This is a genomic window from Kitasatospora sp. NPDC058478 (assembly GCF_042720345.1).
GTDB lineage: Bacteria > Actinomycetota > Actinomycetes > Streptomycetales > Streptomycetaceae > Kitasatospora.
Window position 1 is genome coordinate 1 of sequence record NZ_JBHXML010000060.1, and the last position, 26,680, is coordinate 26,680.

A 26,680-nucleotide genomic window follows, 5' to 3' on the forward strand; every position below is an offset into this window, starting at 1 on the left:
CCCCCCCCCCCCGGGGGGGGGGGGGCCCCCGCAGCGCCCGCGCCCCCCCGCCCGCCGGCGGCGAATCAGCAGGCGGCTACTGCGCCTGCCCGGACTGCCCGGCCGGCGGCACCGGCTGCGCGTACGGGTTGTCCGGCACGGGCTGCGCCGGCGGAGCGTACGGCGCACCCTGCGGCGCGGCGCCCTGCGGCGGGACGGGCTGGCCGTACGGCGCCGCCTGCGGGGCGTTGGGGTCGTACGGCGCCGGCTGCGGGGCCGGCTGCTGGTTCTTGGCGTTGCCGCGCTCGACGATCGCCTTCACGGAGCTGGCGATCAGCGCGATCGGGAGGATGAACGCCTTGAGGAAGATTTCGTACCGGCCGCCTTCGAAGACGAACGCGAGGTAGTAGGCGTACCCCAGGAATCCGAGGCCGGCGAGGACGTTGAGGATTCGCCAGCCGACCTTCAGGCCGCTACCGGGATTGACCGCTCCGAGGACCAGCATGGCGGCACCGCTGATCGCGAGCGCGACGACGTACCAGGAGAAAAGCGGCTCGGCGCTGAAATTGAGATTGTTCAAGGGGGGATTCCTGTGGGACGGGGGATAAGACGGTGAAGCCTTTGGGGCGACAGCGCAGGTTACCGGAGGCGGCCGACATTCGGCGTCGCCTTTTCATCGCGGAGTCGTCGCACCCCGACGGAACGGCAATTGACGGGGTGGGAAATGACTGACTATGAGGTGCTGCGGGTCTTTTGCGGCCCCGGCGGCGAGTGCGGGAACGCACTCGCCGTGGTGCGGGAGGGCGGGCCTCAGCGGGTGGGGGGCGTGGGCTCGGCGTAGGCGCGGGCGCGCGCGACCGGCGGGCCGACCAGGGTGGTCACCTTCGGCGCGGGCGCGGCCCCGGACGCGGGCACCGGCATCCGGACCCGCGGCCGCCGGTCGCGCAGCAGCCGCCGCAGGCCGGGGACGAGGGCCAGGTGGGTGATGGCCACCCCGATCACGGCGAGCAGTATGTGGTCGACGTTGAGGACGTGCCCGGGCGTCCAGGAGGAGAGGAACTCCAGGCCGGTCGCCAGCAGGGCGGAGGCGCCGGTGGTGCGTAGGAAGGACGGCAGCCAGGGGGCCCGCAGCCGGCCGCCGGCCAGCGGGAGCAGCACGCCGAGCGGGGCCAGCAGGAGGAATTCGCCGACCACCTGCCAGCCGGTGGAGGAGCGGAGGGAGGCCAGTGGCGTCAGGTTGGTGTCGTACACCCAGGGAACCGGCAGCGGCCTCAGCACCACCAGCCAGAGGACGAGGGCCAGGTGGCAGGTCAGGCCCGCCAGTCCGGCTGTTCGAAGGGGACGGTGGACGGCCGCCGCCGGCCGGTTCCTGGTCCGTGCGCCGGAACGCTCGTCGCGTGTCCTGGTGCCATCTCGCTGCACGGGGGGAAGGACGTGGAGCGGTGGCGCGGTGGTTCCCCCCGGGCGTGAACATTCCGGGGCGCGCCCCCGGTCGCCCGCCGCCCTGGGGCCGAACGGGCGGGGCGACAGGCAGGCAGACGGACGACGGGCAGGCGGGACTACCGGCAGGGCGCCGCGGTCGGCACCGCGCCGAACACGTTGTCGGCCGGCGGGGTGGCGGGCACCACCGTGGGCGACGGGCTCGGGCTCACACCGGCCTTGGCGGCGCCGCGGGCCGGCGGGGTCGGCGTGGGCGCCGACGGCGTGGCCAGGGCGGTCGGTATGTGCGGGGCGGTCGGGCAGGCCGTCCGGCTGGCCGGGGCGCCCGCGTCCACCGGGACGGCGGTCGGCCGGATGCCGCAGCCGGAGGCGAGCGCGAGCAGCAGCAGGGCGCCGGCGGTGCGGCGCAGGGCGGTGCGGGTGGGGGCGGTCACGTGGCGTCCTTGTCCTGGGCGGAGTCGCCGACGGGGCCGTCACCGGTCTCGCCCTCGTTCGGCAGAGGCGGCGGGGCCAGCGGCAGCGTCAGCGTGAACACCGCCCCGACCTCCCCGTTCGCCGCCGTGATCGTGCCCCCGTGGATCTGTGCGTTGGCCATCGCGATCGACAGCCCCAGGCCGCTGCCCTCCGAGCGGGCCCGTCCCCGGTCCGCCTTGTAGAACCGGTCGAAGACGTGCGGCAGCACGTCCTCGGGGATGCCCGGGCCGCTGTCGGAGACCTCGATGACGACCGAGCCCGCGGTCTGCCGGACCTTGACCCGCACCGGGGAGCCGCCGTGCTTGAGCGCGTTGCCGATCAGGTTGGCGAAGACCACGTCGAGCCGGCGCGGGTCGACCACGGCCAGGATGCCGCGCGGGGCGTCCAGTTCGACGGCGTCGTACCAGGCCCGGCCGTCGATGCAGGACATGATCAGGTCGGCCATGTCCACCTCGTCGGCGACCAGCTTGGCGGTGCCGGCGTCGAAGCGGGTCACCTCCATCAGGTTCTCCACCAGGTCGGACAGCCGCCGCGTCTCGCTGACCACGAGCCGTACGGCCGGCGCGATCATCGGGTCCAGCGACTCGGCCTCGTCCTCCAGGATGTCGGTGACGGCGGTCATCGCGGTCAGCGGCGTGCGCAGCTCGTGCGACATGTCGGCGACGAACCGCCGGCTCTGCGCCTCGCGCGCGCTCAACTCCTCGACCTGCTCGTGCAGCGACTCCGCGGCCCGGTTGAACGTCCTCGCCAGGTCCGCGAGTTCGTCCCCGCCCTCGACCTCCAGCCGGGTGTCCAGGTGTCCCTGGCCGAGCCGTCGGGCGGCGTCGCCGAGCCGCTTGACCGGCCGCAGCACGGTCGACGAGGCGGCCTGGGCGAGCAGCGCCGAGCCGATCAGCGCGAGCAGCGTGGCGATGGCCAGCGACCAGCCCAGCGTGTTGAGGTCCTTGCGTTCGTTCTCCAGCGACTTGAACATGTACGCCGTCGGGCCGGTCGGCACCACCTTGGTGCCGCCGATCAGGAACGGCTGGCCCGCCAGGTTCTGCCGCTGCCAGTACAGGTGGTACGGGTACGGGTTGTTCTCGGTGACCTCGCGCTGCCGGGCGACGGTGGACTGCAGCGCCGCCGGGACGTCGGCCAGCGTGAACTGCCCCGGGTCGGAGGAGGCCGTGCACTCCGGGTGCGCCGGGTCGGCCACGACCACGTCGTAACTCAGCCCGGAGCTGGCGACGGTGGACGCGAGCGCGGTCAGGTCCGGGCAGCTCGCGTTCAGCGGCAGCTCGGAGACGTTGCGGCTGAGCGAGACCCGGAAGTCGTTGAGCGCGGTGTCCTGGGCGCGCTTGAGCACCGCGTCGCGGTTGAGCCAGTAGGCGATGCCGGAGGCCGAGACGGCGGCGAGCAGCGCGACCGCCGCGAACACCGCGATCAGCCGTACCCGCAGGGAGCGCAGCCTGCGCCACGGGCCCGCGGCGAAGCGGCGGGCCGTCGTCTGATGATCAGTCACAAGAGCCTGTCGTCGTACGGAAGTTCAGGGAGTTCAGGGAGTTCAGGAATTTCGGGCGGCCCAGGCGGATCGGGCGGGCGGCAAACAGGAGGACGGGAAGCAGGAGGACGGCAGACAGGAGGACGGGAGCGGAACTCAGGCCGGCGGGTCCAGCCGGTAGCCCACCCCGCGGACGGTGCGGATCAGGGTCGGCGCGGACGGCACGTCCTCGACCTTCGCCCGCAGCCGCTGCACGCAGGCGTCCACCAGACGGGAGTCACCCAGGTAGTCGTGCTCCCAGACCAGCCGCAGCAGCTGCTGGCGGGAGAGCGCCTGGCCGGGGCGTCGGCTGAGCTCCAGGAGCAGCCGCAGCTCGGTCGGGGTGAGCTGGAGGTCCTGCCCGTCCTTGGTGACGGTCATCGCTGCCCGGTCGATCACCACGGTGCCGTACGCGGAGGAGTCGGAGCTCTCCCGCTCGCCGCGCCGCAGCACGGCCCGGATCCGGGCGTCCAGGACCCGCGGCTGCACCGGCTTGACCACGTAGTCGTCGGCACCGGACTCCAGGCCGACCACCACGTCGATGTCGTCCGAACGGGCGGTCAGCAGGATGATCGGCAGCTGGTCGGTGCGGCGGATGCGGCGGCAGACTTCGAAGCCGTCGATTCCGGGCAGCATGACGTCCAGCACGATCAGGTCGGGCCGCTGCTCCTTGAAGAGCCTCAGACCGTCCTCGCCGGAGGCGGCGGTGGCCACACGGTGGCCCTGGCGGGTGAGGGCGAGTTCGAGGCCGGTCCGGATGGCGTCGTCGTCCTCGATCAGAAGGAGGAAAGGCACGGCCCCATTTTGGCCCACTCGAAGCGTCGAATCACCCCCAGGACCGGTCACCGACCGTATGGGAACCGGAAGGAGCACTACCGGCGTCCGGTACGGAGGGAGGCGGACCGGGACGAAAGGCCCGCCCCTGTGACACCCCTGTGACAGTCGGCGGACAGCGCCATCACAACCGGCGGGCAAGATTTTCCATGTCGCCGCAGGACAGCGGGCCAACCCGGCCGGCTGGAAGGCGGCAACAGGAACCGCTCGTACCGACCCAGGGGGCGCACGATGAACGCCATGCTTCAGACCCGGACCAACCCGGCTGTCCGCACCGCGCGTTCGTCAGCCACCGCCCCGCGGACCCGGTACGAGGTCAGGACCGACGAGAACTCCGGTGCCGTGACCGTACGGGGGTGCGCGCACAGCACCGGTGGAAACCCTGTCGCCCGCCGGGTGAGCGGCGGCGCCAGGACGGGGGAGCTGTTCGGGATCGGCCGGGTGGGGAACGCGGCCGACTCCGGCAACACCCTCACGCTGCGGGGGATCCTCCCCGTCCGCGTCGAGGGCAAGGACGCTCCGGCGGGGAACCGGGGCGTCGGCGGGAACGGTCTGCGGACGGTCGGCTCGGGGGAGTCGGCCGGCCGCGAGGCCGCCGGTGCGACGCTGCTGCAGCTGAACCCGGTGGCGGCCCGCACCACCGAGGCGGGACGGGCGGACGCGCAGGGGGAGCACCCGGCCGTCGCGGAGGACCACATCACGGAGTTCACCGCGTACGTGCGTGAGCGCCGCGCCTCCCTGTACGCCACGGCGTACCACCTCACCGGTGACCGCTACGAGGCCGAGGACCTGCTGCAGAGCGCGCTCTTCAGCACCTACCGGGCCTGGGGCCGGATCACCGACAAGGCCGCGGTCGGCGGGTACCTCCGCCGCACCATGACCAACCTGCACATCTCCGCCTGGCGGCGCCGCAAGGTCAACGAGTACCCGACCGAGGAGCTGCCGGAGACGGCCGGCGACACCGACGCGATGGGCGGCACCGAGCTGCGCACCGTGCTCTGGCAGGCGCTGGCGAAGCTTCCGGAGAACCAGCGCACCATGCTGGTGCTGCGGTACTACGAGGGCAAGACCGACCCGGAGATCGCCGACGTGCTGGGGATCAGCGTCGGCACGGTCAAGAGCAGCATCTGGCGGGCGCTGCGCCGGCTGCGCGAGGACGAGCACCTGAACAAGTCGGGCGACACCGTCCGGGCGTTCGGCGAGCTGGTCGCCTGACGCGGACGCGGGTGACGCGAAGGAGTGGAACTCCCGTCGGGGGACGGGTAGCGGACGGTCGCGGTGCGTGGACGCCGGCTCGGGGGAGCGGTGAACACGGGGAGCCCGACGGCCGTTCGGGGAAGGCGACGGGCCCGGTGCGGGGGAGACGCACCGGGCCCGTCGTTCTTCGTGTCTTCGTTCCGCGTCGAGCCCCCGTCCGGAGCCGGCCCACCCGAACGGAGGACGGCCCCAACGGAGGGCGGCTCAAACGGAGCACGGCCCCAACGGAGGGCGGCTCAGACGGAGGACAGCTCCCGCCGCCCGGCCGCGGCACGGATCCGGCGCTCGGCCTCGGCCCCGGCGCACGGGTGGGAGCCCAGGGTGACCTGCCGCCCGACGATGGAGCGCTCGGCACGCATCAGCCGCCAGCCGCGGCGCAGCAGCACCGGCAGCGACTTGCGGCCCTCCCGGACGTCCCGGCGCAGCCGGCGCCAGGCCGTGGTGAGCGCGCCGTTGCGCAGGCACAGGGCATCGCCGAGCAGGCCCTCGGCGGCGCACTCGGCGGTGATCTCGGCGGCGAAGATGCCCTCGGCGATGAACGCGGGGGCGCCGTCCAGCTCCAGGGCGCGGGTGGCGATCCGGCCGTTGTCCGGGATCGAGTACACCGGGACGTCGGCGCGGCCGGTCTCGTACAGGCTGCGGATCGCGGCGACCGCCTGGTCGCGGTGCCAGGCGAGCGGGGAGTCCCAGTCGACCGCGCCGTCGGGCAGCAGCGGCAGGGTGGGGTCGTCCCCGTCCTTGTAGAAGTCGTCCAGTTGCAGGACCGGCAGCCCGCTGCGCTCGGCGAGCGAGGACTTCCCGGAGCCGGAGGGGCCGGACAGCAGGACGACCCGGGCGTGGGTCGTCGGCACAGGATTCAGCGGGTCGTCACTCACGGGACACCAGTCTGACGCATCCGGGCCCGATGCCGAAACCCGTCGGATCACACCTTCTGCGGGCCCCGCGGATCGGCGAGCCGCAGGACGGCGGCGAAACGGCGTCGAAACGGCACGGAAAGGCGACGGACCCGCGCCAGGGGGGGAGAGGCGCGGGTCCGTCCAATGACCGTCCGGGCCCTGGGGGGGAGAGGGCACTGGGGACGGCCAGTCTGTGGAGTTGTTACTCGGTGGTCGACGGGGCGGTCAGATCCCCATCGGGTGCCAGACCGTCTTCGTCTCCAGGAACGAGAGTAGCCGGTCGGTACCGGGCGCATTGGTCCAGTCCTGGGCGAACGGGTCCAGCTCCGGACGGACCACCCTCTTCAGGGTATCCGCAGCGGCCGCTTCCAGCGCCTGCGCCGCGCCGGGGCCGTCGGCGGCGATCGCGCCGGTGAGGTCCACCGCGTTGACGTCCTGGTGCGAGGCCAGGGTGGGCGCGATGTCGGCGGTCCTGCCCGAGATGATGTTGACCACGCCGCCGGGGACGTCCGAGGTGGCGAGCACCTCGCCCAGCGACAGGGCCGGCAGCGGGGCGTCCGCGGCGGCCGCGACCACGACCGTGTTGCCGGTGGCGATCGCCGGGGCGATCACCGAGACCAGGCCGAGCAGCGAGTGCCCGTACCCGGCCTGCGGGGCGACGATCCCGACCACGCCGGTCGGCTCCGGGGTGGAGAGGTTGAAGAAGGGGCCGGCGACCGGGTTGGCGCCGCCCGCGATCTGGGCGACCTTGTCCGTCCAGCCCGCGTACCAGATCCAGCGGTCGATCGCGGCGTCCACCAGCGCGGCGGCCTTCTTCGGGCCGATGCCCTCGGCGGCCGAGACCTCGGCGGCGAACTGCTCGCGGCGGCCCTGCAGCATCTCGGCCACCCGGTACAGCACCTGGCCGCGGTTGTACGCGGTGGTGCCGGCCCAGCCCTTGACCGCCGCGCGGGCGGCCAGGACGGCGTCGCGGGCGTCCTTGCGGGTGCCCAGCGGAGCGTTGGCGAGCCACTGGCCCTTGGCGTCCGTCACCTCGTACACCCGCCCGCTCTCGGAGCGCGGGAACTTCCCGCCGACGTACAGCTTGTAGGTCTTGAGGACGTCAAGACGCGTCGCGACATCAGACATCGAGGTAGGCCTCCAGACCGTGGCGGCCACCCTCGCGGCCGTAACCCGACTCCTTGTAGCCGCCGAACGGCGAGGTCGGGTCGAACTTGTTGAAGGTGTTGGCCCAGACCACGCCGGCCTTGAGCCGGCTCGCCGTCCACAGGATGCGCGAGCCCTTCTCCGTCCAGATGCCGGCGGAGAGGCCGTACGGGGTGTTGTTGGCCTTCGCGACCGCCTCGTCGGGGGTGCGGAAGGTCAGCACCGACAGGACCGGGCCGAAGATCTCCTCCTGGGCGATCCGGTGGGCCTGGCTGACGCCGGTGAACAGGGTCGGCTTGAACCAGAAGCCGGTGCCCGGGAGTTCGCACTCGGGCGACCAGCGGTCCGCGCCCTCGGCCTCGCCGGCGTCGGTCAGCTCGGTGATCCGGGCCAGCTGGGCGGCCGAGTTGATGGCGCCGATGTCGGTGTTCTTGTCCAGCGGGTCGCCGACCCGCAGGGTGGACATCCGGCGCTTCAGGGCGTCCAGCAGCTCGTCCTGGATCGACTCCTGGACCAGCAGGCGCGAGCCCGCGCAGCAGACGTGGCCCTGGTTGAAGAAGATGCCGTTGACGATGCCCTCGACCGCCTGGTCGATCGGCGCGTCGTCGAAGACGATGTTCGCGGCCTTGCCGCCCAGCTCCAGCGACAGCTTCTTGCGGCTGCCGGCCAGCTGCCTGGCGATCGCCTTGCCGACCGGGGTGGAGCCGGTGAAGGCGACCTTGTTGACGTCCGGGTGCGCGGTGAGCGCGGCGCCGGTGCGGCCGTCGCCGGTGACGATGTTGACGACGCCCTTCGGCAGACCGGCCTGGCGGCAGATCTCGGCGAAGCGCAGGGCCGTCAGCGGGGTGGTCTCGGCCGGCTTGAGGACGACGGTGTTGCCGGTCGCCAGGGCGGGCGCGATCTTCCACGCCAGCATCATCAGCGGGAAGTTCCACGGGATGACCTGGCCGGCCACGCCCAGCGGGCGCGGGTTCGCGCCGAAGCCCGCGTAGTCCAGCTTGTCCGCCCAGCCGGCGTAGTAGAAGAACCACGCGGCGACGGTCGGGATGTCGAAGTCGCGGGTCTCGCGGATCGGCTTGCCGTTGTCGATCGACTCCAGCACGGCCAGCTCGCGGCTGCGCTCCTGGATGATCCGGGCGATCCGGAACAGGTACTTGCCGCGCTCGCTGCCCGGCAGCGCCGACCAGTCGGCGAAGGCCTTGCGGGCGGCGGCGACCGCGCGGTCCACGTCCTCGTCGGTGCCCTGGGCGAACTCGGCGAGCACCTGCTCGGTGGCCGGGTTGACCGTCTTCAGGGCCTCGCTGCCGGAGGAGTCGACGAACTCGCCGCCGATGAAGTGGCCGTAGGAGGTGGCGATGTCGCCCGCGGCGGCGGGGGACTCGGGGGCCGGGGCGTAGGCGAAGAGGCCGGAGGCCTTCACGGGCTCCTCGATGTTCTTCTTCTTGGCCATGGTGATCAGTCCACCGTCACGTAGTCGGGGCCGGAGTAGCGTCCGGTGGTGAGCTTCTGGCGCTGCATCAGCAGGTCGTTGAGCAGGCTGGAGGCGCCGAAGCGGAACCAGTGCGGGCTCAGCCAGTCGTCGCCGAGGGTCTCGTTGACCATCACCAGGTACTTCATGGCGTCCTTGGTGGTCTTGATCCCACCGGCGGGCTTCACGCCGACCTGGACGCCGGTCTGCGCCTTGAAGTCGCGGACCGCCTCCAGCATCAGCAGGGTGACCGGCGGGGTCGCGTTGACGGCGACCTTGCCGGTGGAGGTCTTGATGAAGTCGGCGCCGGCCAGCATCGCCAGCCAGGAGACGCGGCGCACGTTGTCGTACGTCTGCAGCTCGCCGGTCTCGAAGATCACCTTGAGGTGGGCGCTGGTGCCGTCAGGGCGCTTGCACGCCTCCTTGACGGCGACGATCTCGTTGAAGACGTCGTAGTAGCGGCCGGAGAGGAAGGCTCCCCGGTCGATCACCATGTCGATCTCGTCGGCGCCCGCGGCGACCGCGTCGGCGGTGTCGGCGAGCTTCACCGGGAGGGCGGCGCGGCCGGCCGGGAAGGCGGTGGCCACCGAGGCGACCTGGATGTCGGTGCCCCGCAGGGCGTCCTTCGCGGTGGCGACCATGTCCGGGTAGACGCAGATGGCGGCGACGCGGGGGGTGGTCGGGTCGGTCGGGTCGGGGGTCCTGCCCTTGGCGCACAGGGCGCGCACCTTGCCGACCGTGTCCGCGCCTTCCAGCGTGGTCAGGTCGATCATCGAGATCGACAGGTCGATGGCGTACGCCTTCGCCGTGGTCTTGATCGAGCGGGTACCGAGGGTGGCGGCACGCGCCTCAAGGCCGACCTGGTCGACGCCGGGCAGGCCGTGCAGGAAGCGGCGGAGCGAGGCCTCGGACGCCGCAACGTCCTGAAGGCCGCTGCCCGCAACGCCGAGGGCATTGGCTGCAACAGTGGACATAGTCACCAGAGCAGCATATCTACGCGCGTAGTCGACCGCTAGGGGGCCTGCCTTTCGTGGCCGGACCGAGACCTCGGGGGAGGCGGAGGGGAGGCGGAGGGGAGGCGGAGGGGTGGCAGGGGGCGTGTACGGGCGGGAGGCGCGGAGACCGGCGACCGGGTGGTCCGGGGGCGGCATTCGATGCCGGACCGAGACCTCTCCGTGGGGGGCATGGGGCAGAATCGACGGCATGACCGATTCCCACGGCAAGCCCCGCAAGGGTTCCGCCGCCCCCGACGGGGATCCCGCGTACGCGGACCGCGTGTACCGCTCTGTCCCCGGTGTGATCTCCGGAGTGCTGCTGCTGGCCGTCGCCGCCTGGCTGATCGGCGACGCGGTGCTGAACGGGACGGGGAAGACGCCGTACGTCTCGCTCGCGGCGGTACCGCTGTTCGCCTTCCCGGTGATCGCCTACACGCTGCGCCCGGCGGTGCTGGCGGACAGCAGCCGGCTGCTGGTGCGCAACCCGTGGCGGACCATCACCGCGCCGTGGGCCTCGGTGGACGCGCTGCGCGCGGGGTACTCGGTCGAGCTGCTGGCCGGGGGCAAGAAGTACCAGGTGTGGGCGGTGCCGGTGTCGCTGCGGCAGCGCAAGCGGGCGACCCGGGCCCAGCAGCGCGGCGGCGCCGAGCACGCCTCCCGGATGGGGATGGTGTTCGGCCGCCAGACCAACCCGGTGGTGCAGGGCTCGCCCGACCCGACCCGCGCCTGGTCCGACCAGGTGACCAACGTGCTCCAGGAGATGGCCGAGCGCAACGCCCGCCGCCCCGACGCGGCCGGCCCGGTCGAGGTGGCGTGGTGCTGGTGGGTGATCGCGCCGACGCTGGCCGGCCTGGCCGCGCTGATCACGGTGATCGCGGTCTGAGTCGAAGCACGCGAGGGGCCCGCCGGTACGCGACCGGCGGGCCCCTTCTCGTACGGGCGGGCGTCAGACGGCGATGCCCGCGGCCTCGGCCAGGTCGCGCTTGACCGCTTCGAGCAGCTCGGCGGCCCGCTCGCGGGTGGCGGTGAGGTCGGCGGCGGTGGCGACCGGGAGGACGACCTCCAGGTAGCACTTGAGCTTGGGCTCGGTGCCGGACGGGCGGACCACGATGCGGGCCGAGCGGACGGCCTCGCCGGCCAGGTAGTAGCGCAGGCCGTCGGTGGGCGGCAGCTCGGCGGAGCCCGTCGACAGGTCGTCCGCGCGGGTGACCCGGAGGCCGGCCAGGACGGTCGGCGGCTGCTCGCGCAGCCGGCGCATGGCGTCGGCGATCAGCGAGAGGTCCTGCACGCGGACGGACAGCTGGTCGGTGGCGTGCAGGCCGTGCTCCAGCGCCAGGTCGTCCAGCAGGTCGGTCAGGGTGCGGCCGGACGTCTTGAGGGTGGCGGCCAGTTCGGCGACCAGCAGGGCGGCGGTGATGCCGTCCTTGTCCCGGACGCCCTGCGGGTCGACGCAGTAGCCGAGCGCCTCCTCGTAGCCGTAGCGCAGGCCCTCGGCGCGGGCGAGCCACTTGAAGCCGGTCAGCGTCTCGGCGTAGCCCAGGCCGGCGGCCTCGGCGATCCGGCCCAGCAGGGTGGCGGAGACGATGGTGGTGGCGAAGACGCCCTCGGCCTTCTTGGCGACCAGGGCCGCGCCGAGCAGCGCGCCGACCTCGTCGCCGCGCAGCATCCGCCAGCCGGAGGTGCCGTTGCCGCTGCCGGCCGCGTTGGCGAGGACCGGGACGGCCACCGCACAGCGGTCGGCGTCCGGGTCGTTGGCGATCACGATGTCGGGGCCGACCGAGGCGGCGGTGCGGAAGGCGAGGTCCATCGCCCCCGGCTCCTCCGGGTTGGGGAAGGCCACGGTCGGGAAGTCCGGGTCGGGCTCGGCCTGCTCGGCGACGACGGTGGGCGCCGGGAAGCCGGCCCGGCGGAAGGCGGCGACCAGGGTGTCGCGGCCGACGCCGTGCATCGGGGTGTAGACGACGTCGAGGTTGCGCGGGCTGTGCTCGTCGACGATCGAGACGGCCCGGGCCAGGTAGGCCTCGATGACGTCCTCGCCGAGCACCTCCCAGCCGTCCTCGGCGCGCGGGACGTCGTGGAGCGAGCTGATCGCGTCGATCTCGGCGGCGATCCCGGCGTCGGCCGGCGGGACGATCTGCGAGCCGTCGCCCAGGTAGACCTTGTAGCCGTTGTCCTGCGGCGGGTTGTGGCTGGCGGTCACGGTGACGCCGGCGGCCGCGCCCAGGTGGCGGACGGCGAAGGCGAGCACCGGGGTCGGCAGCGGGCGCGGCAGCAGCGCGGCGCGCAGGCCGGCGCCGACCACCACGGCGGCGGTGTCCCGGGCGAAGTCGTAGGACTTGTGGCGGGCGTCGTAGCCGATCACGACCAGGTCGCCCAGGTTCTGCTGCTTGACGTAGGCGACCAGGCCGGCGGCGGCCCGGATCACCACGGCGCGGTTCATCCGCATCGGGCCCGCGCCCAGTTCGCCGCGCAGGCCGGCGGTGCCGAACTGGAGCCGGTCGGCGAAGCGCTCGGCGAGGTCCGACCAGGCGAGCTTGCCGTCCGTCTCGGCCGCCGGGTCCTCGGCCCGGGCGAGCAGGGCGGTCAGCTCCTCGCGGGTCTGCGGGTCGGGGTCCTCGGCCAGCCAGGTTCGGGCCCGGGCGAGGAGGTCGGTGGTGGTTGCCTGCGTCATGGCTGCCTGCTCCATCGGGAAGTGCGTCGGTTGGTCGGCCGGAGGGTTCCGCAAAGAAGGGGTGGGCACATGCGGACGGGGCCCGCGGGGCGTGATCAGGGGATCACGGCCGCCCGAGGGCCCCGTCGCTCATGATTGTGCGCCTAGGCCCTGTCCGCCCGCCAAGACCGGCCGGACAGGGCCTGGCCGGGCGTCAGATCCGCTCAAGGACCTTCGCGAGCAGCTCGCCCATGCGCTCGGCGGAGGCCTTGCCGGCCTCCAGCACCTCGGCGTGGTTGAGCGGCTCGCCGGTGATGCCGGCGGCCAGGTTGGTGACCAGCGAGATGCCGAGCACCTCGGAGCCGGCCTCGCGGGCGGCGATGGCCTCCAGGGTGGTGGACATGCCGACCAGCTCGCCGCCGATCACCCGGGCCATGTTGACCTCGGCCGGGGTCTCGTAGTGCGGGCCGCGGAACTGGACGTAGACGGCCTCGTCCAGGCTCGGGTCCACCTCGTGGCAGAGCGCGCGCAGGCGCTTGGAGTACAGGTCGGTGAGGTCGACGAAGTTGGCGCCGACGATCGGGGAGTCCGCGGTCAGGTTGATGTGGTCGCTGATCAGGACCGGCTGGCCGGGGACCCAGCCCTCGCGCAGACCGCCGCAGCCGTTGGTCAGCACGATGATGCCGCAGCCGGCCGCGGCGGCGGTGCGCACGCCGTGGACGACGGTGGCCACGCCGTGGCCCTCGTAGTAGTGGTTGCGGCCGAGGAAGATCAGGGCGCGCTTGTCGCCGATCTTCACCGAGCGGATCGTGCCGGCGTGGCCGGCGACGGCGGGGGCGGGGAAGCCCGGGAGCTCGGTGACCGGGAACTCGGCCACGGTCTCGCCCAGGGCGTCGGCGGCCGGCACCCAGCCGGAGCCCATCACCAGGGCGACGTCGTGCCGCTCGGCACCGGTCAGCTCGCGCAGGCGCTCGGCGGCGGCCTGGGCGGCGGCGTAGGGGTCGGCGGAGACGACCGACTGAGGAGATGCGTTCACGGCTCCGAGGATAGACGGGATTCGACTACGCGCGTAGAAAATCCGGCGCGGCATGCCGGATCGTTACCCGGTTGACCCGAAAGCACAGCTCGGTGGCGCCTTTCGGGTGACGTCGCTCGTCGGTACGTACAAGTCGGTGCGGGGTCGGTGCGGGGTCGGTGCGGGGTCGAACCGCAGGCGGTGCGGGCCGGGCCCGGGTTCAGAGCCGCTTCGCGCTGCGCAGCCCCTTCGCGTACAGGCCGTTGTCGTCCAGCCGCGCGGTGCCGCCCTTGTCGCCGAAGGTCGGGCCGTCCGCCTCCTCCCGGCTGGAGATGTACCGGGGGTGGCCGTCGGTGTCCAGGCCCAGATAGATGCCGGTGTGGTCGAGCCGGGCGCCGGTGCGGGCGTCGATCTCGAAGAACACCAGGTCGCCGGGCTGGAGCGGGTCGATCGAGGCCGGCCGCAGGGTGGTGTCCGAGCCCGGCGCGGTGGTCAGCGGCAGCACCGGGACGCCCGGGCCGACCCGGGCCAGGCCGTTGGCGCTGCGCGGCAGGCCGGGGCCGGCCACGTCCTTGGAGAGCAGCGGGTAACCGGAGCGGTAGCCGTAGACCATCCGGACGTACCCGGAGCAGTCGAAGGCGCCGTAGCGCGCCTTGTCCGGCTGCTTGGCCACCTTGTCGGCGAACGTGTACGGCACGCCGAGGTAGTCGAGGAAGTCGGTCTGCTCCAGCCGCAGGTCGTTGCCCACCGAACCGTTCGGGTTGAGCGGGCCGAAGGAGGCGTCGCCCTTGAACCGCACGCCCTTGGCGTCCTTCTCCGGCGCCGCGCCGGCCAGGTACTGGGTGGCCACCGCCAGCACGTCGTCCGCGGTGGAGCCGAGCGACTGCTGGAACCAGGTGCGGAACCAGCCCTCCTGCTCGGCGCCCGGCCGCCACGGCTGCGGCATCAGCCGGACCCAGGTGTCGGTCACCACGGTGGCCGTGGTGGTGCCCGGCTCGGCGAAGGTGCGGCTCGGGCCGGCCAGGACGGCGGTGCGGGCGCTGTCGGTCAGGGTGGCGACCACGCCGCCGCGGGCGTCCCGGACCACCGTGCGGTCCGGTCCGCCCAGCCGCTCGTAGCGGTACTCGGCGGCGGTGCCCTGGGCAGGGCCCGGCACGGCGGCGGTGGTGATCAGCGGCGCGCCGCCGCCCGGGTCCGACGTCCGGTCGTGGTCGCGGTCGCGCAGCTGGACGGTGAGGTAGCCGCTGGCGGCCAGCAGGGCCACGGCGAGGCCGCCGCTGAGCAGGGACTTGCGGGTGACGGGCATCGGGGGGTCTTCCTGGGGGTTCCTGCGGGGATTCCTGGCGGGGGTTCCTGAACGGGGGGATCAGGTGCCGGGCAGGGCGCCGAGCAGGACGCCGGCGGTGAGCACCACGTAGTTGGCGAGCGTCACCGTGCTGGTGGCCATCAGGGTGGCCGCCCGGGGCTGGCGGACCAGCTGGTAGGCGATCAGGCCGGGGACGATGAACCCGAGCGTCTGGTTGGCGTACAGGGTGGGCAGTTCGCGCTGGAGGACCAGCATCACGGTGGCCTGCAGCAGCACGCCGATCAGCACCACGGCGGCGAACAGCCGCTTGCCGTACAGGATCACCAGCTTCTGGACCACCCGGGTGGCGAGGTAGGTCAGCACCGTCACGCCGATCACGATGGCCACCCGCTGGAGGTCCTCGACCAGGGTGAGGGCCAGCCAGCCGGGGGTGATCATGCCGCCGGGGGAGAGGTTGGTGGTCAGGTAGCAGACGAGCGAGAAGACCAGGCCGAGCGCGATGCCGATGGCGGCGATCTCGGGGGTGAGCTCGGTGGGGATCACTGCTGGTCTCCGTGGTGGGGGGTGCGGGGGTGGGGCTCGAACCAGGAGTCGGGGAGCGGTTCGGGGTGGTGGACGGGCTGGTACGCGGAGTCGTACGCCGGCTCGGGGTAGAGCGGTTCGGGCTCGTGGTACGGGAGTTCGGGGGCGTCGGGCGCGTCCGGGGCCTCGTCGGGGGCGAGCCGGGCCAGCTCCTCCAGGAACAGTTCGCCCTGGCCGTGGATGTTGCCGACGGCCACCAGCGAGGAGTCCGGCCCGAGTTCGGCCAGCAGTTCGGCGGTGAGCCGGGCCGGGTCGCGCTTGTCGCCGCCGAGGTCGACCACCCGGCCGGACCACCCGGCCGGGATGCCGTCCCGGGCGCTCCTGGTGGGGTGGCCGATCAGGAACACGGCGTCCGGGTCGAGCTCGGGCACGATCTGGCCCATCTGGCCGTTGCGCTCCACCCGGTCCGGGCGGCAGTTGATCACCACGTTGAGCGGGCGGTGGATCGCGCCCAGGCCCTCCAGCTGGCGGACGTTCATCAGCGTGGACTCGGGGTCGTTGGCGGCGAAGACGTTGGCGAAGCGCAGCCGCTTGCCGTCCTCGGTGCGGTAGCGCTCGACGGACAGCACGCCCGGGTCCGGCGGGGCCGCCCACATGCCCTGCAGCGCGGTCCGCCGCTCCACGCCGAGGAGTTCGGCGACGGCCAGGGCGATCGCCACGTTCTCCTTGAAGGTGAACCAGCTGAACCCGCGCAGCTCCTCGTCGGTGACCGACTCCGGGTCCACCACGATCAGTTCGCAGTTGCGGCGGGCCGCCTCCGCGCGCAGGATGTGCGCGCGCTCCTGCTCGGCGGTGACGCACACCCCGCCGACCGGCATCGAGCGGGACAGCGAGCGGGCGACGTCGTCCAGGGTCGGGCCCATCTCGGCGAGGTGGTCCTCGCGGACGTTGCACAGCACGCCGATGGTGGAGCGGATCAGCTTGGTCTGGTTGACCTCCTGGAGCGCCGGCATGACGGCCATGCACTCGATCACCAGGGCGTCCGGCCGGTAGGTGGCGGCGCGGCGGACGATGCCGATCTGCTCGACCACGTTGGCGATGCCGAACTTGCGGTAGACCGGCTCCTCGGTGGCGTCCGGGTGGATGAACCGGGCCGCCGTGCCGGTGGTCTTGGCGACCGTCACCAGCCCGCCGCCGCGCAGCGCGCCCGCGCAGAGCCGGGTGATCGAGCTCTTGCCGCGGATGCCGTTGACCAGCACCCGGGTCGGGATCTGTTCCAGCGCGGCGAAGTGCCGGCGCTGCTCGACGATGCCGGCCACCAGCAGCACGGCGCAGCACACCAGCAGCACGACGTAGAGGAAGAGCACGGGAGGTCCTTCGGGCGGGGCTCAGCGGGCGTGCGCGGGCACGGGGACGGACGCGGGGGCGGCGGTGCGGCGGGGGCGGGCCGGTTCCTGACGGACCAGCTCCTGGCGGATCAGCTCCAGGCTCCGGGCGACGGCGCCGACCTCGTCGTGGTGGACGGGGTAGAGCACCGTCCGGCGGTCCCCGGCGGCCAGCGCCTCGGCGCTCGCCGCGAGCCGGCGCAGCGGCAGGCCGACCGCGATGAACAGCCAGCCGAGGCAGAGCGCGGCCGCGGCCAGGCCGAGCATGCCGGCCAGCACGGCCCGCCGGTCGGCCCGGTTCTCGTCCAGGTGCAGCCAGGCCACCGGGTGGGCGGTGACCACCGACCAGCCCAGCTTGGCCACGCTGCCGTTGCCGCCGAGCGGGGCGGCGGCGAACAGCGCCGGGTCGCCGCCGCCGCGCAGCACCTCGGCGGCGGCCGACTTCCTCGCCTGGGCCAGCAGGGCCCTGGCGCGGCCCTCGGGCAGCTCGCCGAAGGAGCTGTAGCCCTCGTTGGCGGCGAGCACCCGCTGCCGGTCGTCGACCAGCCAGACCCGGCCGAGGCCGGGGCGGACCAGCAGCCCGCTGAGGAAGTCCGTCTTGAACTCGCCGATCAGCACGGGCCCCGGCGGCTCGGCGGCGCCCTCCGCCTCCGCCTCCGCCTCCGCGTCGGCGGGGGCGGCGGTGAGGGCCGCGCGGGCGGCGATCCGGGGCTCCCGGCCGGAGCTGTTGAGCAGCAGCACGCCGCTCGCGCCGAGGGCCTGCGGGCCGGTGCGGTGCGGGGTGTCGCCGGCGTGCGCGAGGACCTCGCCGTTCGCGCCGAGGACGTACAGCGCGCGGTAGCGGTCGTGCTCGGCGAGGGTGGCGCGCAACAGGGCGTCGGCCTTGCCGACGGAGGCGCCGGCGAGTTCGGGGGCGAGCGAACGCAGGTCCGCGTAGCCCTCGTTGAGCGCCTGGCGGATCCGGTCGGCGGCGGTGTCGGTGCGGTCGCGCTGGCCCGCCACCACCTGGGTGGGGACCCGTACGGTCGGGTCGTTGCCGCCCAGGAACAGCAGCGGGCCGGACCAGCCGAGCACCAGGACGGCGCACAGCGCCAGCGGCAGCGCGGTGCCGGGGCGGCGCTTCGGCGCGGCGGGGGCCGGCGGGCGGGCCGGGTCGAGGAGTTGCAGCCGCAGCTCCTCCAGGGCGCGGGCGATCCGGCCGGCCTCCCTCCGCTTCGGGCCGCGGACCGGCAGGTCGAGCCGTTCGCCGCGGGTGAGCCGGCGGGACTCCAGGAACAGCCGCAGCAGCGGCCGCTGGAGGCTGCGGCTCAGGTACCACGCGAGCAGCAGGGCCAGGGCGAGCAGCGCGCCGGCGGCGGCCAGGCCGAGTGCGGGGTGGCGCAGGCTGCCGGGCTTGCCGTCGACGGTGCTGGTGGAGACCACGGTCAGGCCGAGCGGGGCGGCCGGGTCGTGCCCGCCCGCGGCGCCGACGGCGGCGTAGCCGGCGACCCGGCGCACGCCCTTGGCGTCCGGGCTGCCGGCCAGGCTGCCGGCGGCCGTCCCGCCGGGGGCCGGGCGCTCGCGGGCGGCGCGCTCCCGGGCGCCGGTGACCACGGCGCGGTCGGCCTCGGCGCCGAGTTCGGCGCCGGTGCTGTCCAGGACGGCGCCGGCGGCGTCGAGGACCTGGATGGTCTGTTCCTTGCGGGTCGCGATGCCGGGCAGCCGCAGGTTGTCGGAGGCGACCAGCAGGGCGCGGCCGTCGGCCTTGGTGGTGACCAGGGCGAAGGTGAGCAGCCGGGTGCCGGCGGCGGAGGGCACCAGGACGGGCGCGGGCGCGGTGTCGGTGACCCGGCTGAGGTCGAGGCCGGCCAGCGGCACGGTCTCGCCGCGGGCGGCGAGCAGCCTGCCGGTGTCGGGGCGGACCACCGCCGTGCCGCGCCACTTGTGGTACGCCTGGCCGAGCGCGGACAGCACCGCGGCCGGCTCGGCGGGCGCGGCGTCGTAGCGGGCGGCGGCCCGGCGCAGGTCGGTGGCGCTCTCGTGCAGCCCGGCGCGCAGCGAGGCCGCGGTGTCCTCGGCGGCGTACTGGTGGGACTCCCGGACGGCCTGCGGGGTGTCGTCGACGCGCAGCCCGCCGACGGCGAGCGCGGTGATGGTGGCGACGGCGAGCAGCAGCACCAGCAGCAGCGCGATGGGCGGGCGGATGCCTCCCAGCAGCGGCATGTCGGCCCGGCGGCGATAGCGGTGCTGTCGCGGCGGGTTGGGTGCCGTGCTCACGGGGCCTCGTTCTTCTCGGGGCTCGGCGCACCTGTCCCCGGGAGGTCCGCCGGCCTTCTCGTCGGTCAAGCACTGATCAAGAGTTGGTCAAGCCGGAACAGCGTACGAAGGAGATTTCGAAAAGTTGTCACGTTCCGGTGTCGATCGGATGCCGCTTAGGGATCTCTTTCCGCGAACCGGGCGTGGTGCGCGGCCCCGGGCGGCCCCCGGTGGTCCGCGGCGGGCGGCACGGTAGGTTCGACGGCCATGGAGACTCGGGGTTCGCGACGCCCGTTGCTGCTGTCGGCGGCGGTGCTGCTGGTGCTGGCGGCGCTCGCGGCGGTGCTGACGCTGGCCGTGCGCGGCTCCGACGAGCGGCCGTCGGCGGCGGGCGCTGCGGCGGGCGCCCCGACGGGCCGGAGCGGACCGACCGGGCCCGCCCCGGTGGACCTGGCGGCCCTGGTCGACGGGTACACCGCCGGGTTCACCCCGGGCGGCCCGTACACCGCGCCGGACGCCGGGCAGCGCCGGGCGATCGCCGACGGCGTGCTCGGCGCGCTGGACGGGCAGGCCGAGCAGGCCGGGCGCTCGCTGGCGCGGGTCGGCTACCGGCTCACCGAGTTCACCGAGGCGGCGACCGGCCGCCGGGTGGCGGAGATCGCCGACGGCACGGACGCCGAGGGCCGTGGCTGGGGCCGGGTCTACCTGGACCTCTCGGCCCGGACGGGCTGGTCCGTACAGGTGCCCCACCCGGTCTCGGACGCCCGTACCGAGGCGCTCGGGGTGGACCTCTTCCGGGCCGCGCCGGGCGGGGTGCTGGTGCTCGCCGGGGCGCACCGCCGGGCCGGGGCGGACGGCGCCTCGGACGTCGCGCACCGCGCCGACACGGTCTTCGCGGCGGTGGTCGAGGTGCTCACCGGGCGCGGCCTGCCCGGCATCCAGGTGCACGGCTTCGACGAGGGCAGCCTGCCCGGGCAGGACGCGGTGGTCTCCAGCGGCGCCGGCCAGCCGGGCCCGGCCGCCGAGCTGACCGCCACCGGGCTGGGGAAGGCCGGGTACGCGGCCTGCCGGGCCTGGCGGGAGAAGTGCGGGCAGCTCGGGGGCACCACCAACGTCGAGGGCCGGTTCGCGGCCGGGCTCGGCGTGCCGTGGCTGCACGTCGAGCTGGGCAACGGGCTGCGCACCGAGCCGGCCCGCCGCGCGGCGGTGGCCGGGGTGCTGGCGCAGACGGCCCGCGGCTGGGCCGCGGGCCAGGGCTAGTGGGTCAGGGCTAGCAGGGGCGGCGGCGCAGGTCCATCACGTAGTCGTGCGGGGCGCCGGCGCTCTCGGCGGCGTCGGCGACCAGGCCGAGGTAGCGGGCCGCGGGCAGGCCGCCCTCGTAGTCGTTGAGCACGTACGTCCAGACCGGGGTGTCGCCGTCCAGGGTCTGCGCGCGCAGTTTGATCTTGCGGTAGATGCCGAGCTGGACGCCCTCCCAGCGGTCCAGGCCCTCCTCGTCCATCGGCGCGACGTCGTACAGCGAGACGAAGACCTGGTCCTTCCCGTCCTCGACGACGGTGGCCAACGAGCCCTCCCAGCCGAGCTGTTCACCGCCGAAGGTGAGCCGCCAGCCGTCCAGCCACCCGGTGCCGCGCAGTGGTGAGTGCGGGGCGCGGCGGGTCATCTGCCGTGCATCGAGGTTGGTGGCATACGCGGCGTAAAGGGGCATGGGGGGAAGACTAGCCCGGTGGATGGACGGTCCGCGGCGACTGGGCGATCGCACAGAAGCCCGGACCCCGGCGTGGCGGCGTTCCCGGCGTGCGGGACAATGGTGCACGTGACTCGGATCGTGATCATCGGTGGCGGACCCGGCGGCTACGAGGCTGCGCTGGTGGCCGCGCAGCTCGGCGCGGAGGTGACCGTCGTCGACCGCGACGGTCTGGGCGGATCGGCGGTGCTCACCGACTGCGTGCCGTCGAAGACCCTGATCGCGACCGCGGAGGTGATGACCACCTTCGACAGCTCGTACGAGGAGCTGGGCATCACCGTCGCGCAGGACGAGGCCGCGGACGCGGCCAAGGTCATCGGCGTGGACCTGGGCAAGGTCAACCGCCGTGTGAAGCGGCTGGCGATCGCGCAGTCCCACGACATCACCCAGTCGGTCACCCGGGCCGGGGTCACCGTGCTGCGCGGCCGCGGCCGGCTCGGCGGCGGCGGGCAGGCGGTGGACGGCTCCCGTGAGGTGCTGGTGGACGCGCCGGACGGCACCGTCCAGTCGCTGCGCGCCGACGCGGTGCTGATCGCCACCGGTGCCCACCCCCGCGAGCTGCCGGACGCCCAGCCGGACGGCGAGCGGATCCTCACCTGGACCCAGGTGTACGACCTGGAGGAGCTGCCCCGCGAGCTGATCGTGGTCGGCTCCGGTGTGACCGGCGCGGAGTTCGCGGGTGCCTACCAGGCGCTCGGCTCCAAGGTCACCCTGGTCTCCAGCCGTGACCGGGTGCTGCCGGGCGAGGACCCGGACGCCGCCGAGGTGCTGGAGGACGTCTTCCGCCGCCGCGGCATGAACGTGATGGGCCGCTCGCGCGCCGAGAGCGTCAAGCGGATCGGCGACCGGGTCGAGGTGGCCCTCGCCGACGGCAAGGTGATCGAGGGCACGCACTGCCTGATGGCGGTCGGCTCGATCCCCAACACCGCGCAGATGGGCCTGGAGGAGGCCGGGGTCAAGCTCAACGACTGGGGCCAGATCCAGGTCGACCGGGTCTCCCGCACCAGCGCCCCGGGCGTCTACGCGGCCGGCGACTGCACCGGCGTCTTCATGCTCGCCTCGGTGGCGGCCATGCAGGGCCGGATCGCGATGTACCACGCGCTCGGCGACGCGGTGCAGCCGCTGAACCTGAAGACCGTCGCCTCCAACGTCTTCACCGACCCGGAGATCGCCACCGTCGGCTACACCGCGGCCGATGTGGAGTGCGGCAAGATGGACGCGGTCGTGGTCAAGCTGCCGCTGCGCGGCAACCCGCGGGCGAAGATGCAGGGCATCCGGGACGGCTTCGTGAAGCTGTTCTGCCGCCCGGGCACCGGCATCGTGGTGGGCGGCGTGGTCGTCGCCCCGCGGGCCAGCGAGCTCATCCACCCGATCGCGCTCGCGGTGGACGCCAATCTGACCGTCGAACAGGTGGCCAGCGCCTTCACCGTCTACCCGTCGGTCTCCGGCTCGACCGCCGAGGCCGCCCGGCAGCTGCACATCCGCAAGCGGGTCGAGGGCGAATCCTGAGCCTCCGGCGCACAGTTGAGGGCGGCTGCCGATCGGCGGCCGCCCTTTGCGCAGGAGTGATCGTCACCCGGACGGCGGGCGCAGTCCCGGGCTGCTGACGGCGCGTATTGTACGGTCACGCGCCGCTCTTGCGTGAGCAATTCCAGCTACTAGCTGCAAACGCCTGAAAGCAGACGGTCACGCAGGTTACCGTCGGTTCTGTGTTTGCAGCAGAACGTCGCCAGTTGATCCTCGAAATGGTGCGCGCCAACGGAGCGGTCTCGCTCCGGGAGTTGGCCCGCGTCGTCCAGACCTCCGAAGTGACCGTGCGCCGCGACGTACGGGCACTGGAGGCAGAAGGGCTCCTCGACCGCCGGCACGGCGGCGCGGTGCTCCCCGGCGGCTTCAGCCGCGAACCCGGCTACCCGCAGAAGACCCACCTCTCCGCGGCGGAGAAGAGCGCCATCGCCGACCTCGCCGCCGGCCTGGTGGAGGAGGGGGACGCGGTGGTGGTCGGCGCCGGCACCACCACCCAGGAGCTGGCCCGCAGGCTGGCCAGGGTGCCCGGCCTCACCGTGGTCACCAACTCGCTGCTGGTCGCCCAGGCGCTGGCGCACGCCAACCGGGTGGAGGTGGTGATGACCGGCGGCACCCTGCGGGGTTCCAACTACGCGCTGGTCGGCAGCGGTGCCGAGCAGTCCCTGCACGGGCTGAGGGTCTCCAAGGCCTTCATCTCCGGCAGCGGGCTGACCGCCGAGCGGGGCCTGTCCACCGCCAACATGCTGTCCGCGAGCGTGGACCGGGCGCTGGTGCAGTCGGCCAACGAGGTCATCGTCCTCGCCGACCACACCAAGCTCGGCGCGGACTCCATGTTCCAGACCGTGCCCACCGAGAACATCACCCGGCTGGTCACGGACGAGCAGGCGACCGCCGACGACGGCACCGCCCGGCAACTCGACGCGATCGCCGACTGCGGGGTGCAGATCGACCTGGCGCCGCTCGGCGCCGCCCCCACCGGGGACGCCCCGGTGCACGGCACCGGCAGCGGGCCCGTCCACCAGACCCAGCCCGGCCCGCTGGCGCGCCGCCCCGCCCCGCCCCCCGGCGGCGCCCCGCTGCCCGGCCAGCGTCGGCCGGGCGCGCACGGCGGTCCGGGCGGCCTGCCGGCCAGGCTGGCCGAGCTGGGCCTCCCGCGCGGGCGCTGAGGGCCCGTACCGCCGCGCGAACGCGGCCGGCCCGCACCCCCCGAGGGGGTACGGGCCGGCCGGTGCTCCAGGGAGCGCGTCAGTCCTTGATCTCGCACAGCGCGGCGCCGCTGCTGACGCTCGCGCCCACCTCGGCCTTGAGGCCGACGACGGTGCCCGCCTTGTGCGCGTTCAGCGGCTGCTCCATCTTCATCGCCTCCAGGACCACGATCAGCTCGCCCTCGGCGACGACCTGGCCCTCCTCGACGGCGACCTTGACGATGGTGCCCTGCATCGGCGAGGCCAGGGTGTCACCACTGACGGCCGAACCGGCCTTCTTGGCGCCCACCCGGCGCTTGGCCTTCGCGGCACCCGCCGCACCGGCCGCCGGGGCCGCCGAGACGCCCAGCGAGGACGGCAGCGAGACCTCGATCCGCTTGCCGCCGACCTCGACCACGACGGTCTCGCGGCCCTCGGCCTCCTCGCCGTCGCCGGGCGCGCCCGCGAACGGCGGGATGGTGTTGTCGAACTCGGTCTCGATCCACCGGGTGTAGATCGTGAACGGGCCCTCGCCGCCGTGCACCTCGGGCGCGAACGCCGGGTCGGTGACGACCGCCTGGTGGAACGGGATGGCGGTGGCCATGCCCTCCACCTTGAACTCGTTCAGCGCGCGGCGGGCCCGCTCCAGGGCCTGCTTGCGGTCCCGGCCGGAGACGATCAGCTTGGCCAGCAGGGAGTCCCAGGCCGGGCCGATGACCGAGCCGGTCTCCACGCCGGAGTCCAGCCGGACGCCCGGGCCGGACGGCGGCGCGAACAGCGTCACGGTGCCGGGCGCGGGCAGGAAGCCCCGGCCCGGGTCCTCGCCGTTGATGCGGAACTCGAACGAGTGGCCGCGCACCTCGGGGTCGCCGTAGCCCAGTTCCTCGCCGTCGGCGATCCGGAACATCTCGCGGACCAGGTCGAGTCCGGTGACCTCCTCGGTGACCGGGTGCTCGACCTGCAGCCGGGTGTTGACCTCCAGGAAGGAGATCGTGCCGTCCAGCGCCACCAGGAACTCGCAGGTCCCGGCGCCCTCGTAGCCGGCCTCCTTCAGGATGGCCTTGGACGCCCGGTACAGCTCGGCGTTCTGCTCGGCGGTCAGGAACGGCGCGGGCGCCTCCTCGACCAGCTTCTGGTGCCGGCGCTGCAGCGAGCAGTCACGGGTGGAGACGACCACCACGTTGCCGTGCTTGTCCGCGAGGCACTGGGTCTCCACGTGCCGCGGGTTGTCCAGGTAGCGCTCGACGAAACACTCGCCGCGGCCGAAGGCGGCGACGGCCTCGCGCACCGCGGACTCGTACAGCTCCGGGATCTCCTCCAGCGTGCGGGCGACCTTGAGGCCGCGGCCGCCGCCGCCGAAGGCCGCCTTGATGGCGACCGGAAGGCCGTGCTCCCGGGCGAACACGACCACCTCGTCGGCACCCGAGACCGGGTCCGGGGTGCCAGCGACCAGCGGCGCGCCGGCGCGCTGCGCCACGTGCCGGGCGGTGACCTTGTCACCGAGGTCGCGGATGGCCTGCGGGGGCGGGCCGATCCAGGTCAGGCCCGCGTCGAGGACGGCCTGGGCGAAGTCGGCGTTCTCCGACAGGAACCCGTAGCCGGGGTGGACGGCGTCGGCCCCGGAGTCCGCTGCGGCCTTCAGGACCTTGGCGATGTCCAGGTAACTGGTGCCGGGGGTGTCTCCACCCAGCGCGTAAGCCTCGTCGGCCGCGCGGACGTGCAGCGCATCCCGGTCCGGCTCGGCGTAGACGGCGACGCTGGCGATACCGGCGTCCGAGCAGGCCCGGGCGACGCGGACGGCGATTTCCCCGCGGTTGGCGATGAGCACCTTGCGCACTGTGGCTCCCTTCTTGAACCTGGTCGAGTTTATGGATTCCTGGGCGGTACCGGCGAGTAGCCCCAGGTTGTGAACTATCCCACACGGACGGTGATGAATTTCCGGGGCCCGTCGACCGCCCGTCCGGTGACGCCGCAGGTCGCGGCCGGTGCGGTCGAACCGGCCGGATCCACAGCGGGTGACCGGGCGTTGTCCGGTGCCCCGGTGGCATCGGACACACTCTCGCGCGGCCGGCTCAAACGACGGTGGAACGGGCGGCGGGCCGCCGCCCTGCGGGCCCGGCCGTCAGGCCCAGAGGTCGACCAGCCGGACGTCCAGGTCGGCGAGCAGGGTGCGCAGCAGCGGCAGCGAGAGGCCGATGACGTTGCCCGGGTCGCCGTCGATGCCCTCGATGAACGGCGCCGAGCGCCCGTCCAGGGTGAACGCCCCGGCGACGTGCAGGGGCTCGCCGGAGGCCACGTAGGCGGCGATCTCGGCGTCGTCCGGGGTGCCGAAGCGGACGGTGGTGGACGCGGTCGCCGAGGACTGCCGGCCGGTCGCGGTGTCGATCACGCAGTGGCCGGTGCGCAGCACCCCGGCCCGGCCGCGCATCGACTGCCAGCGGGCGAGCGCCTCGGTGGCGTCGGCGGGCTTGCCGAGGGCCTGGCCGTCCAGCTCCAGGACGGAGTCGCAGCCGATCACCAGCTCGCCGTCGGTCAGTGCGGCGGCGACCGCCTTCGCCTTGGCCTCGGCCAGCACCAGGGCGAGTTCGGCCGGGGTGGCGGCGCTGATCGCGTCCTCGTCGACGCCGCTGACCACCACGCGCGGGTCGAGGCCCGCCTGGCGCAGCAGTCCGAGGCGGGCGGGGGAGGCGGAGGCGAGGACGAGGATGCGCTGGTCGGTCATGCCCCTCAGGGTAGGGGGTGCCAGTGTCCGCCGTTCGGGTGAACGACGGTCGCAGCGGTCGGGTGGGCGGCGGTCACCGCAGTCGGGTGAGCGGCGGTCACAGCAGGAGGAGGACGGCGGCCACCATCGCGAGGGCGGCGAGCACCCGGCCGGCCCGGTGCAGCCGCTCCATCATCCGGCGGGCCTCCGGGGAGGGCTCGTCGCGGGGGTCTGACCAGAGCACACGTCCAGGGTGCGCCGCGCCCGGCCCCGGGCGCCTGAGTATCCGTACTCAGCTTTCGGGCAATCCGGGCGGACGGGCCCGAACGGGTGCGGAGTGGGTCGTGGGGCGGGGCGACATACCACTCCGCCACCGGGGGGGAAGGACGCCCCCCCGGGC

General features: G+C 73.7%; 24 protein-coding genes and 1 pseudogene. 6 read left to right on the plus strand and 19 right to left on the minus strand.

The genetic code is table 11. From position 1 onward, the window contains the following. Positions 1 to 76 precede the first annotated feature (76 nt). Positions 77 to 559 carry a hypothetical protein gene (locus ACFWPT_RS29050; RefSeq protein ID WP_063349062.1) on the minus strand — a complete coding sequence of 161 codons (483 nt, stop codon included), beginning with the start codon at positions 557 to 559 and terminating at the stop codon, positions 77 to 79. 144 nt (positions 560 to 703) lie between these two features. Here ACFWPT_RS29050 and ACFWPT_RS29055 point away from each other — a divergent pair. Beyond that, positions 704 to 784: pseudogene (locus tag ACFWPT_RS29055) on the plus strand (PhzF family phenazine biosynthesis protein); the annotation flags it as partial. A gap of 5 nt (positions 785 to 789) precedes the next feature. On the opposite strand, the gene ACFWPT_RS29060 reads toward ACFWPT_RS29055, so the two are convergent. The 4 genes from ACFWPT_RS29060 to ACFWPT_RS29075 all read right to left on the minus strand — a co-directional run bounded on the left by ACFWPT_RS29060 (position 790) and on the right by ACFWPT_RS29075 (position 4,207). Beyond that, on the minus strand, positions 790 to 1,401 hold the full coding sequence (locus ACFWPT_RS29060) for a VanZ family protein (RefSeq protein ID WP_079135831.1): 612 nt from the start codon (positions 1,399 to 1,401) through the stop codon (positions 790 to 792). A gap of 137 nt (positions 1,402 to 1,538) precedes the next feature. Further along, positions 1,539 to 1,853 carry a hypothetical protein gene (locus ACFWPT_RS29065; protein ID WP_363369413.1) on the minus strand — a complete coding sequence of 105 codons (315 nt, stop codon included), beginning with the start codon at positions 1,851 to 1,853 and terminating at the stop codon, positions 1,539 to 1,541. Further along, positions 1,850 to 3,394, minus strand: coding sequence for an ATP-binding protein (locus tag ACFWPT_RS29070; RefSeq protein WP_380485358.1), 1,545 nt, complete (start codon positions 3,392 to 3,394; stop codon positions 1,850 to 1,852). Before ACFWPT_RS29070 ends, ACFWPT_RS29065 begins: the two co-directional genes overlap by 4 nt. A gap of 135 nt (positions 3,395 to 3,529) precedes the next feature. Then, positions 3,530 to 4,207, minus strand: a complete 678-nt coding sequence (locus tag ACFWPT_RS29075) for a response regulator transcription factor (RefSeq protein ID WP_063349065.1) — start codon at positions 4,205 to 4,207, stop codon at positions 3,530 to 3,532. Positions 4,208 to 4,486: 279 nt separating this feature from the next. On the opposite strand from ACFWPT_RS29075, the gene ACFWPT_RS29080 reads away from it, so the two are divergent. Continuing rightward, positions 4,487 to 5,461, plus strand: a complete 975-nt coding sequence (locus tag ACFWPT_RS29080; protein WP_380485360.1) for a SigE family RNA polymerase sigma factor — start codon at positions 4,487 to 4,489, stop codon at positions 5,459 to 5,461. Positions 5,462 to 5,739: 278 nt separating this feature from the next. Here ACFWPT_RS29080 and ACFWPT_RS29085 read toward each other — a convergent pair whose 3' ends face one another. The 4 genes from ACFWPT_RS29085 to deoC form a co-directional block, all read right to left on the minus strand. Continuing rightward, positions 5,740 to 6,378, minus strand: coding sequence for an ATP-binding protein (locus ACFWPT_RS29085; RefSeq protein WP_380336031.1), 639 nt, complete (start codon positions 6,376 to 6,378; stop codon positions 5,740 to 5,742). 246 nt (positions 6,379 to 6,624) lie between these two features. Beyond that, the gene (locus tag ACFWPT_RS29090) at positions 6,625 to 7,527 is read right to left on the minus strand and encodes an aldehyde dehydrogenase family protein (protein ID WP_380336034.1); all 903 of its coding nucleotides are present in this window, start codon (positions 7,525 to 7,527) and stop codon (positions 6,625 to 6,627) included. Beyond that, positions 7,520 to 8,995, minus strand: coding sequence for an aldehyde dehydrogenase family protein (locus ACFWPT_RS29095; protein ID WP_380485362.1), 1,476 nt, complete (start codon positions 8,993 to 8,995; stop codon positions 7,520 to 7,522). Before ACFWPT_RS29095 ends, ACFWPT_RS29090 begins: the two co-directional genes overlap by 8 nt. 5 nt (positions 8,996 to 9,000) lie before the next feature. Continuing rightward, positions 9,001 to 9,987, minus strand: coding sequence for a deoxyribose-phosphate aldolase (gene deoC, locus ACFWPT_RS29100; protein ID WP_079135833.1), 987 nt, complete (start codon positions 9,985 to 9,987; stop codon positions 9,001 to 9,003). Between the two features lie 229 nt (positions 9,988 to 10,216). On the opposite strand from deoC, the gene ACFWPT_RS29105 reads away from it, so the two are divergent. Then, a complete protein-coding gene (locus tag ACFWPT_RS29105) occupies positions 10,217 to 10,891 on the plus strand; it encodes a PH domain-containing protein (RefSeq protein ID WP_063349070.1) in 675 nt (224 codons plus the stop codon). A gap of 63 nt (positions 10,892 to 10,954) precedes the next feature. Here ACFWPT_RS29105 and ACFWPT_RS29110 read toward each other — a convergent pair whose 3' ends face one another. The 6 genes from ACFWPT_RS29110 to ACFWPT_RS29135 all read right to left on the minus strand — a co-directional run bounded on the left by ACFWPT_RS29110 (position 10,955) and on the right by ACFWPT_RS29135 (position 19,142). Beyond that, positions 10,955 to 12,679, minus strand: a complete 1,725-nt coding sequence (locus ACFWPT_RS29110; protein ID WP_380370256.1) for a phospho-sugar mutase — start codon at positions 12,677 to 12,679, stop codon at positions 10,955 to 10,957. A 193-nt stretch (positions 12,680 to 12,872) separates the two neighbouring features. Next, on the minus strand, positions 12,873 to 13,694 hold the full coding sequence (locus tag ACFWPT_RS29115) for a purine-nucleoside phosphorylase (RefSeq protein ID WP_063349072.1): 822 nt from the start codon (positions 13,692 to 13,694) through the stop codon (positions 12,873 to 12,875). A 199-nt stretch (positions 13,695 to 13,893) separates the two neighbouring features. Then, positions 13,894 to 14,979, minus strand: a complete 1,086-nt coding sequence (locus tag ACFWPT_RS29120; RefSeq protein ID WP_380485364.1) for an NlpC/P60 family protein — start codon at positions 14,977 to 14,979, stop codon at positions 13,894 to 13,896. Between the two features lie 60 nt (positions 14,980 to 15,039). Next, positions 15,040 to 15,522 (minus strand): poly-gamma-glutamate biosynthesis protein PgsC/CapC, encoded by a 483-nt coding sequence (locus ACFWPT_RS29125; RefSeq protein ID WP_063349074.1) that lies wholly within the window; start codon positions 15,520 to 15,522, stop codon positions 15,040 to 15,042. Further along, positions 15,519 to 16,868: a poly-gamma-glutamate synthase PgsB gene (gene pgsB / locus ACFWPT_RS29130; protein WP_380485366.1), complete on the minus strand. Its 1,350-nt coding sequence runs from the start codon at positions 16,866 to 16,868 to the stop codon at positions 15,519 to 15,521. The genes ACFWPT_RS29125 and pgsB overlap by 4 nt, the downstream gene beginning before the upstream one ends. Positions 16,869 to 16,889: 21 nt before the next feature. Beyond that, positions 16,890 to 19,142, minus strand: coding sequence for a HAMP domain-containing protein (locus ACFWPT_RS29135; RefSeq protein ID WP_380485368.1), 2,253 nt, complete (start codon positions 19,140 to 19,142; stop codon positions 16,890 to 16,892). A gap of 246 nt (positions 19,143 to 19,388) precedes the next feature. Between ACFWPT_RS29135 and ACFWPT_RS29140 the strand changes: the two genes are divergently transcribed. Further along, complete coding sequence (locus ACFWPT_RS29140) at positions 19,389 to 20,381, plus strand: hypothetical protein (protein ID WP_380485370.1); 993 nt, start codon at positions 19,389 to 19,391, stop codon at positions 20,379 to 20,381. A gap of 10 nt (positions 20,382 to 20,391) precedes the next feature. Here the strand turns inward: ACFWPT_RS29140 and ACFWPT_RS29145 are convergent, their stop codons facing one another. After that, positions 20,392 to 20,829 carry a gamma-glutamylcyclotransferase gene (locus ACFWPT_RS29145; protein ID WP_063349076.1) on the minus strand — a complete coding sequence of 146 codons (438 nt, stop codon included), beginning with the start codon at positions 20,827 to 20,829 and terminating at the stop codon, positions 20,392 to 20,394. Between the two features lie 99 nt (positions 20,830 to 20,928). Between ACFWPT_RS29145 and ACFWPT_RS29150 the strand changes: the two genes are divergently transcribed. Together ACFWPT_RS29150 and ACFWPT_RS29155 are read left to right on the plus strand one after the other, a co-directional pair. Further along, positions 20,929 to 22,377, plus strand: a complete 1,449-nt coding sequence (locus ACFWPT_RS29150; protein ID WP_380370273.1) for an NAD(P)H-quinone dehydrogenase — start codon at positions 20,929 to 20,931, stop codon at positions 22,375 to 22,377. A 236-nt stretch (positions 22,378 to 22,613) separates the two neighbouring features. Next, positions 22,614 to 23,561 (plus strand): DeoR/GlpR family DNA-binding transcription regulator, encoded by a 948-nt coding sequence (locus ACFWPT_RS29155; RefSeq protein WP_380485413.1) that lies wholly within the window; start codon positions 22,614 to 22,616, stop codon positions 23,559 to 23,561. Positions 23,562 to 23,640: 79 nt separating this feature from the next. Here ACFWPT_RS29155 and ACFWPT_RS29160 read toward each other — a convergent pair whose 3' ends face one another. From ACFWPT_RS29160 to mmpB, 3 genes are all read right to left on the minus strand, one after another. After that, a complete protein-coding gene (locus tag ACFWPT_RS29160; RefSeq protein WP_380485372.1) occupies positions 23,641 to 25,416 on the minus strand; it encodes an acetyl/propionyl/methylcrotonyl-CoA carboxylase subunit alpha in 1,776 nt (591 codons plus the stop codon). A 285-nt stretch (positions 25,417 to 25,701) separates the two neighbouring features. Then, positions 25,702 to 26,301 carry a nucleoside triphosphate pyrophosphatase gene (locus ACFWPT_RS29165; protein WP_380430878.1) on the minus strand — a complete coding sequence of 200 codons (600 nt, stop codon included), beginning with the start codon at positions 26,299 to 26,301 and terminating at the stop codon, positions 25,702 to 25,704. Between the two features lie 97 nt (positions 26,302 to 26,398). Then, positions 26,399 to 26,524 (minus strand): morphogenic membrane protein MmpB, encoded by a 126-nt coding sequence (mmpB, locus tag ACFWPT_RS29170; protein WP_279634918.1) that lies wholly within the window; start codon positions 26,522 to 26,524, stop codon positions 26,399 to 26,401. Between the last annotated feature and the right edge of the window lie 156 nt (positions 26,525 to 26,680).

Excerpts from the sequence above, each read along its gene's own strand:
- ACFWPT_RS29080 (WP_380485360.1), top strand. The coding sequence starts at position 4,487 with ATGCTTCAGACCCGGACCAACCCGGCTGTCCGCACCGCGCGTTCGTCA.
- ACFWPT_RS29090 (WP_380336034.1), bottom strand. The coding sequence starts at position 7,527 with ATGTCTGATGTCGCGACGCGTCTTGACGTCCTCAAGACCTACAAGCTG.
- ACFWPT_RS29095 (WP_380485362.1), bottom strand. The coding sequence starts at position 8,995 with ATGGCCAAGAAGAAGAACATCGAGGAGCCCGTGAAGGCCTCCGGCCTC.
- deoC (WP_079135833.1), bottom strand. The coding sequence starts at position 9,987 with ATGTCCACTGTTGCAGCCAATGCCCTCGGCGTTGCGGGCAGCGGCCTT.
- ACFWPT_RS29105 (WP_063349070.1), top strand. The coding sequence starts at position 10,217 with ATGACCGATTCCCACGGCAAGCCCCGCAAGGGTTCCGCCGCCCCCGAC.
- ACFWPT_RS29110 (WP_380370256.1), bottom strand. The coding sequence starts at position 12,679 with ATGACGCAGGCAACCACCACCGACCTCCTCGCCCGGGCCCGAACCTGG.
- ACFWPT_RS29120 (WP_380485364.1), bottom strand. The coding sequence starts at position 14,979 with ATGCCCGTCACCCGCAAGTCCCTGCTCAGCGGCGGCCTCGCCGTGGCC.
- ACFWPT_RS29140 (WP_380485370.1), top strand. The coding sequence starts at position 19,389 with ATGGAGACTCGGGGTTCGCGACGCCCGTTGCTGCTGTCGGCGGCGGTG.
- ACFWPT_RS29145 (WP_063349076.1), bottom strand. The coding sequence starts at position 20,829 with ATGCCCCTTTACGCCGCGTATGCCACCAACCTCGATGCACGGCAGATG.
- ACFWPT_RS29150 (WP_380370273.1), top strand. The coding sequence starts at position 20,929 with ATGGTGCACGTGACTCGGATCGTGATCATCGGTGGCGGACCCGGCGGC.
- ACFWPT_RS29155 (WP_380485413.1), top strand. The coding sequence starts at position 22,614 with ATGGTGCGCGCCAACGGAGCGGTCTCGCTCCGGGAGTTGGCCCGCGTC.
- ACFWPT_RS29165 (WP_380430878.1), bottom strand. The coding sequence starts at position 26,301 with ATGACCGACCAGCGCATCCTCGTCCTCGCCTCCGCCTCCCCCGCCCGC.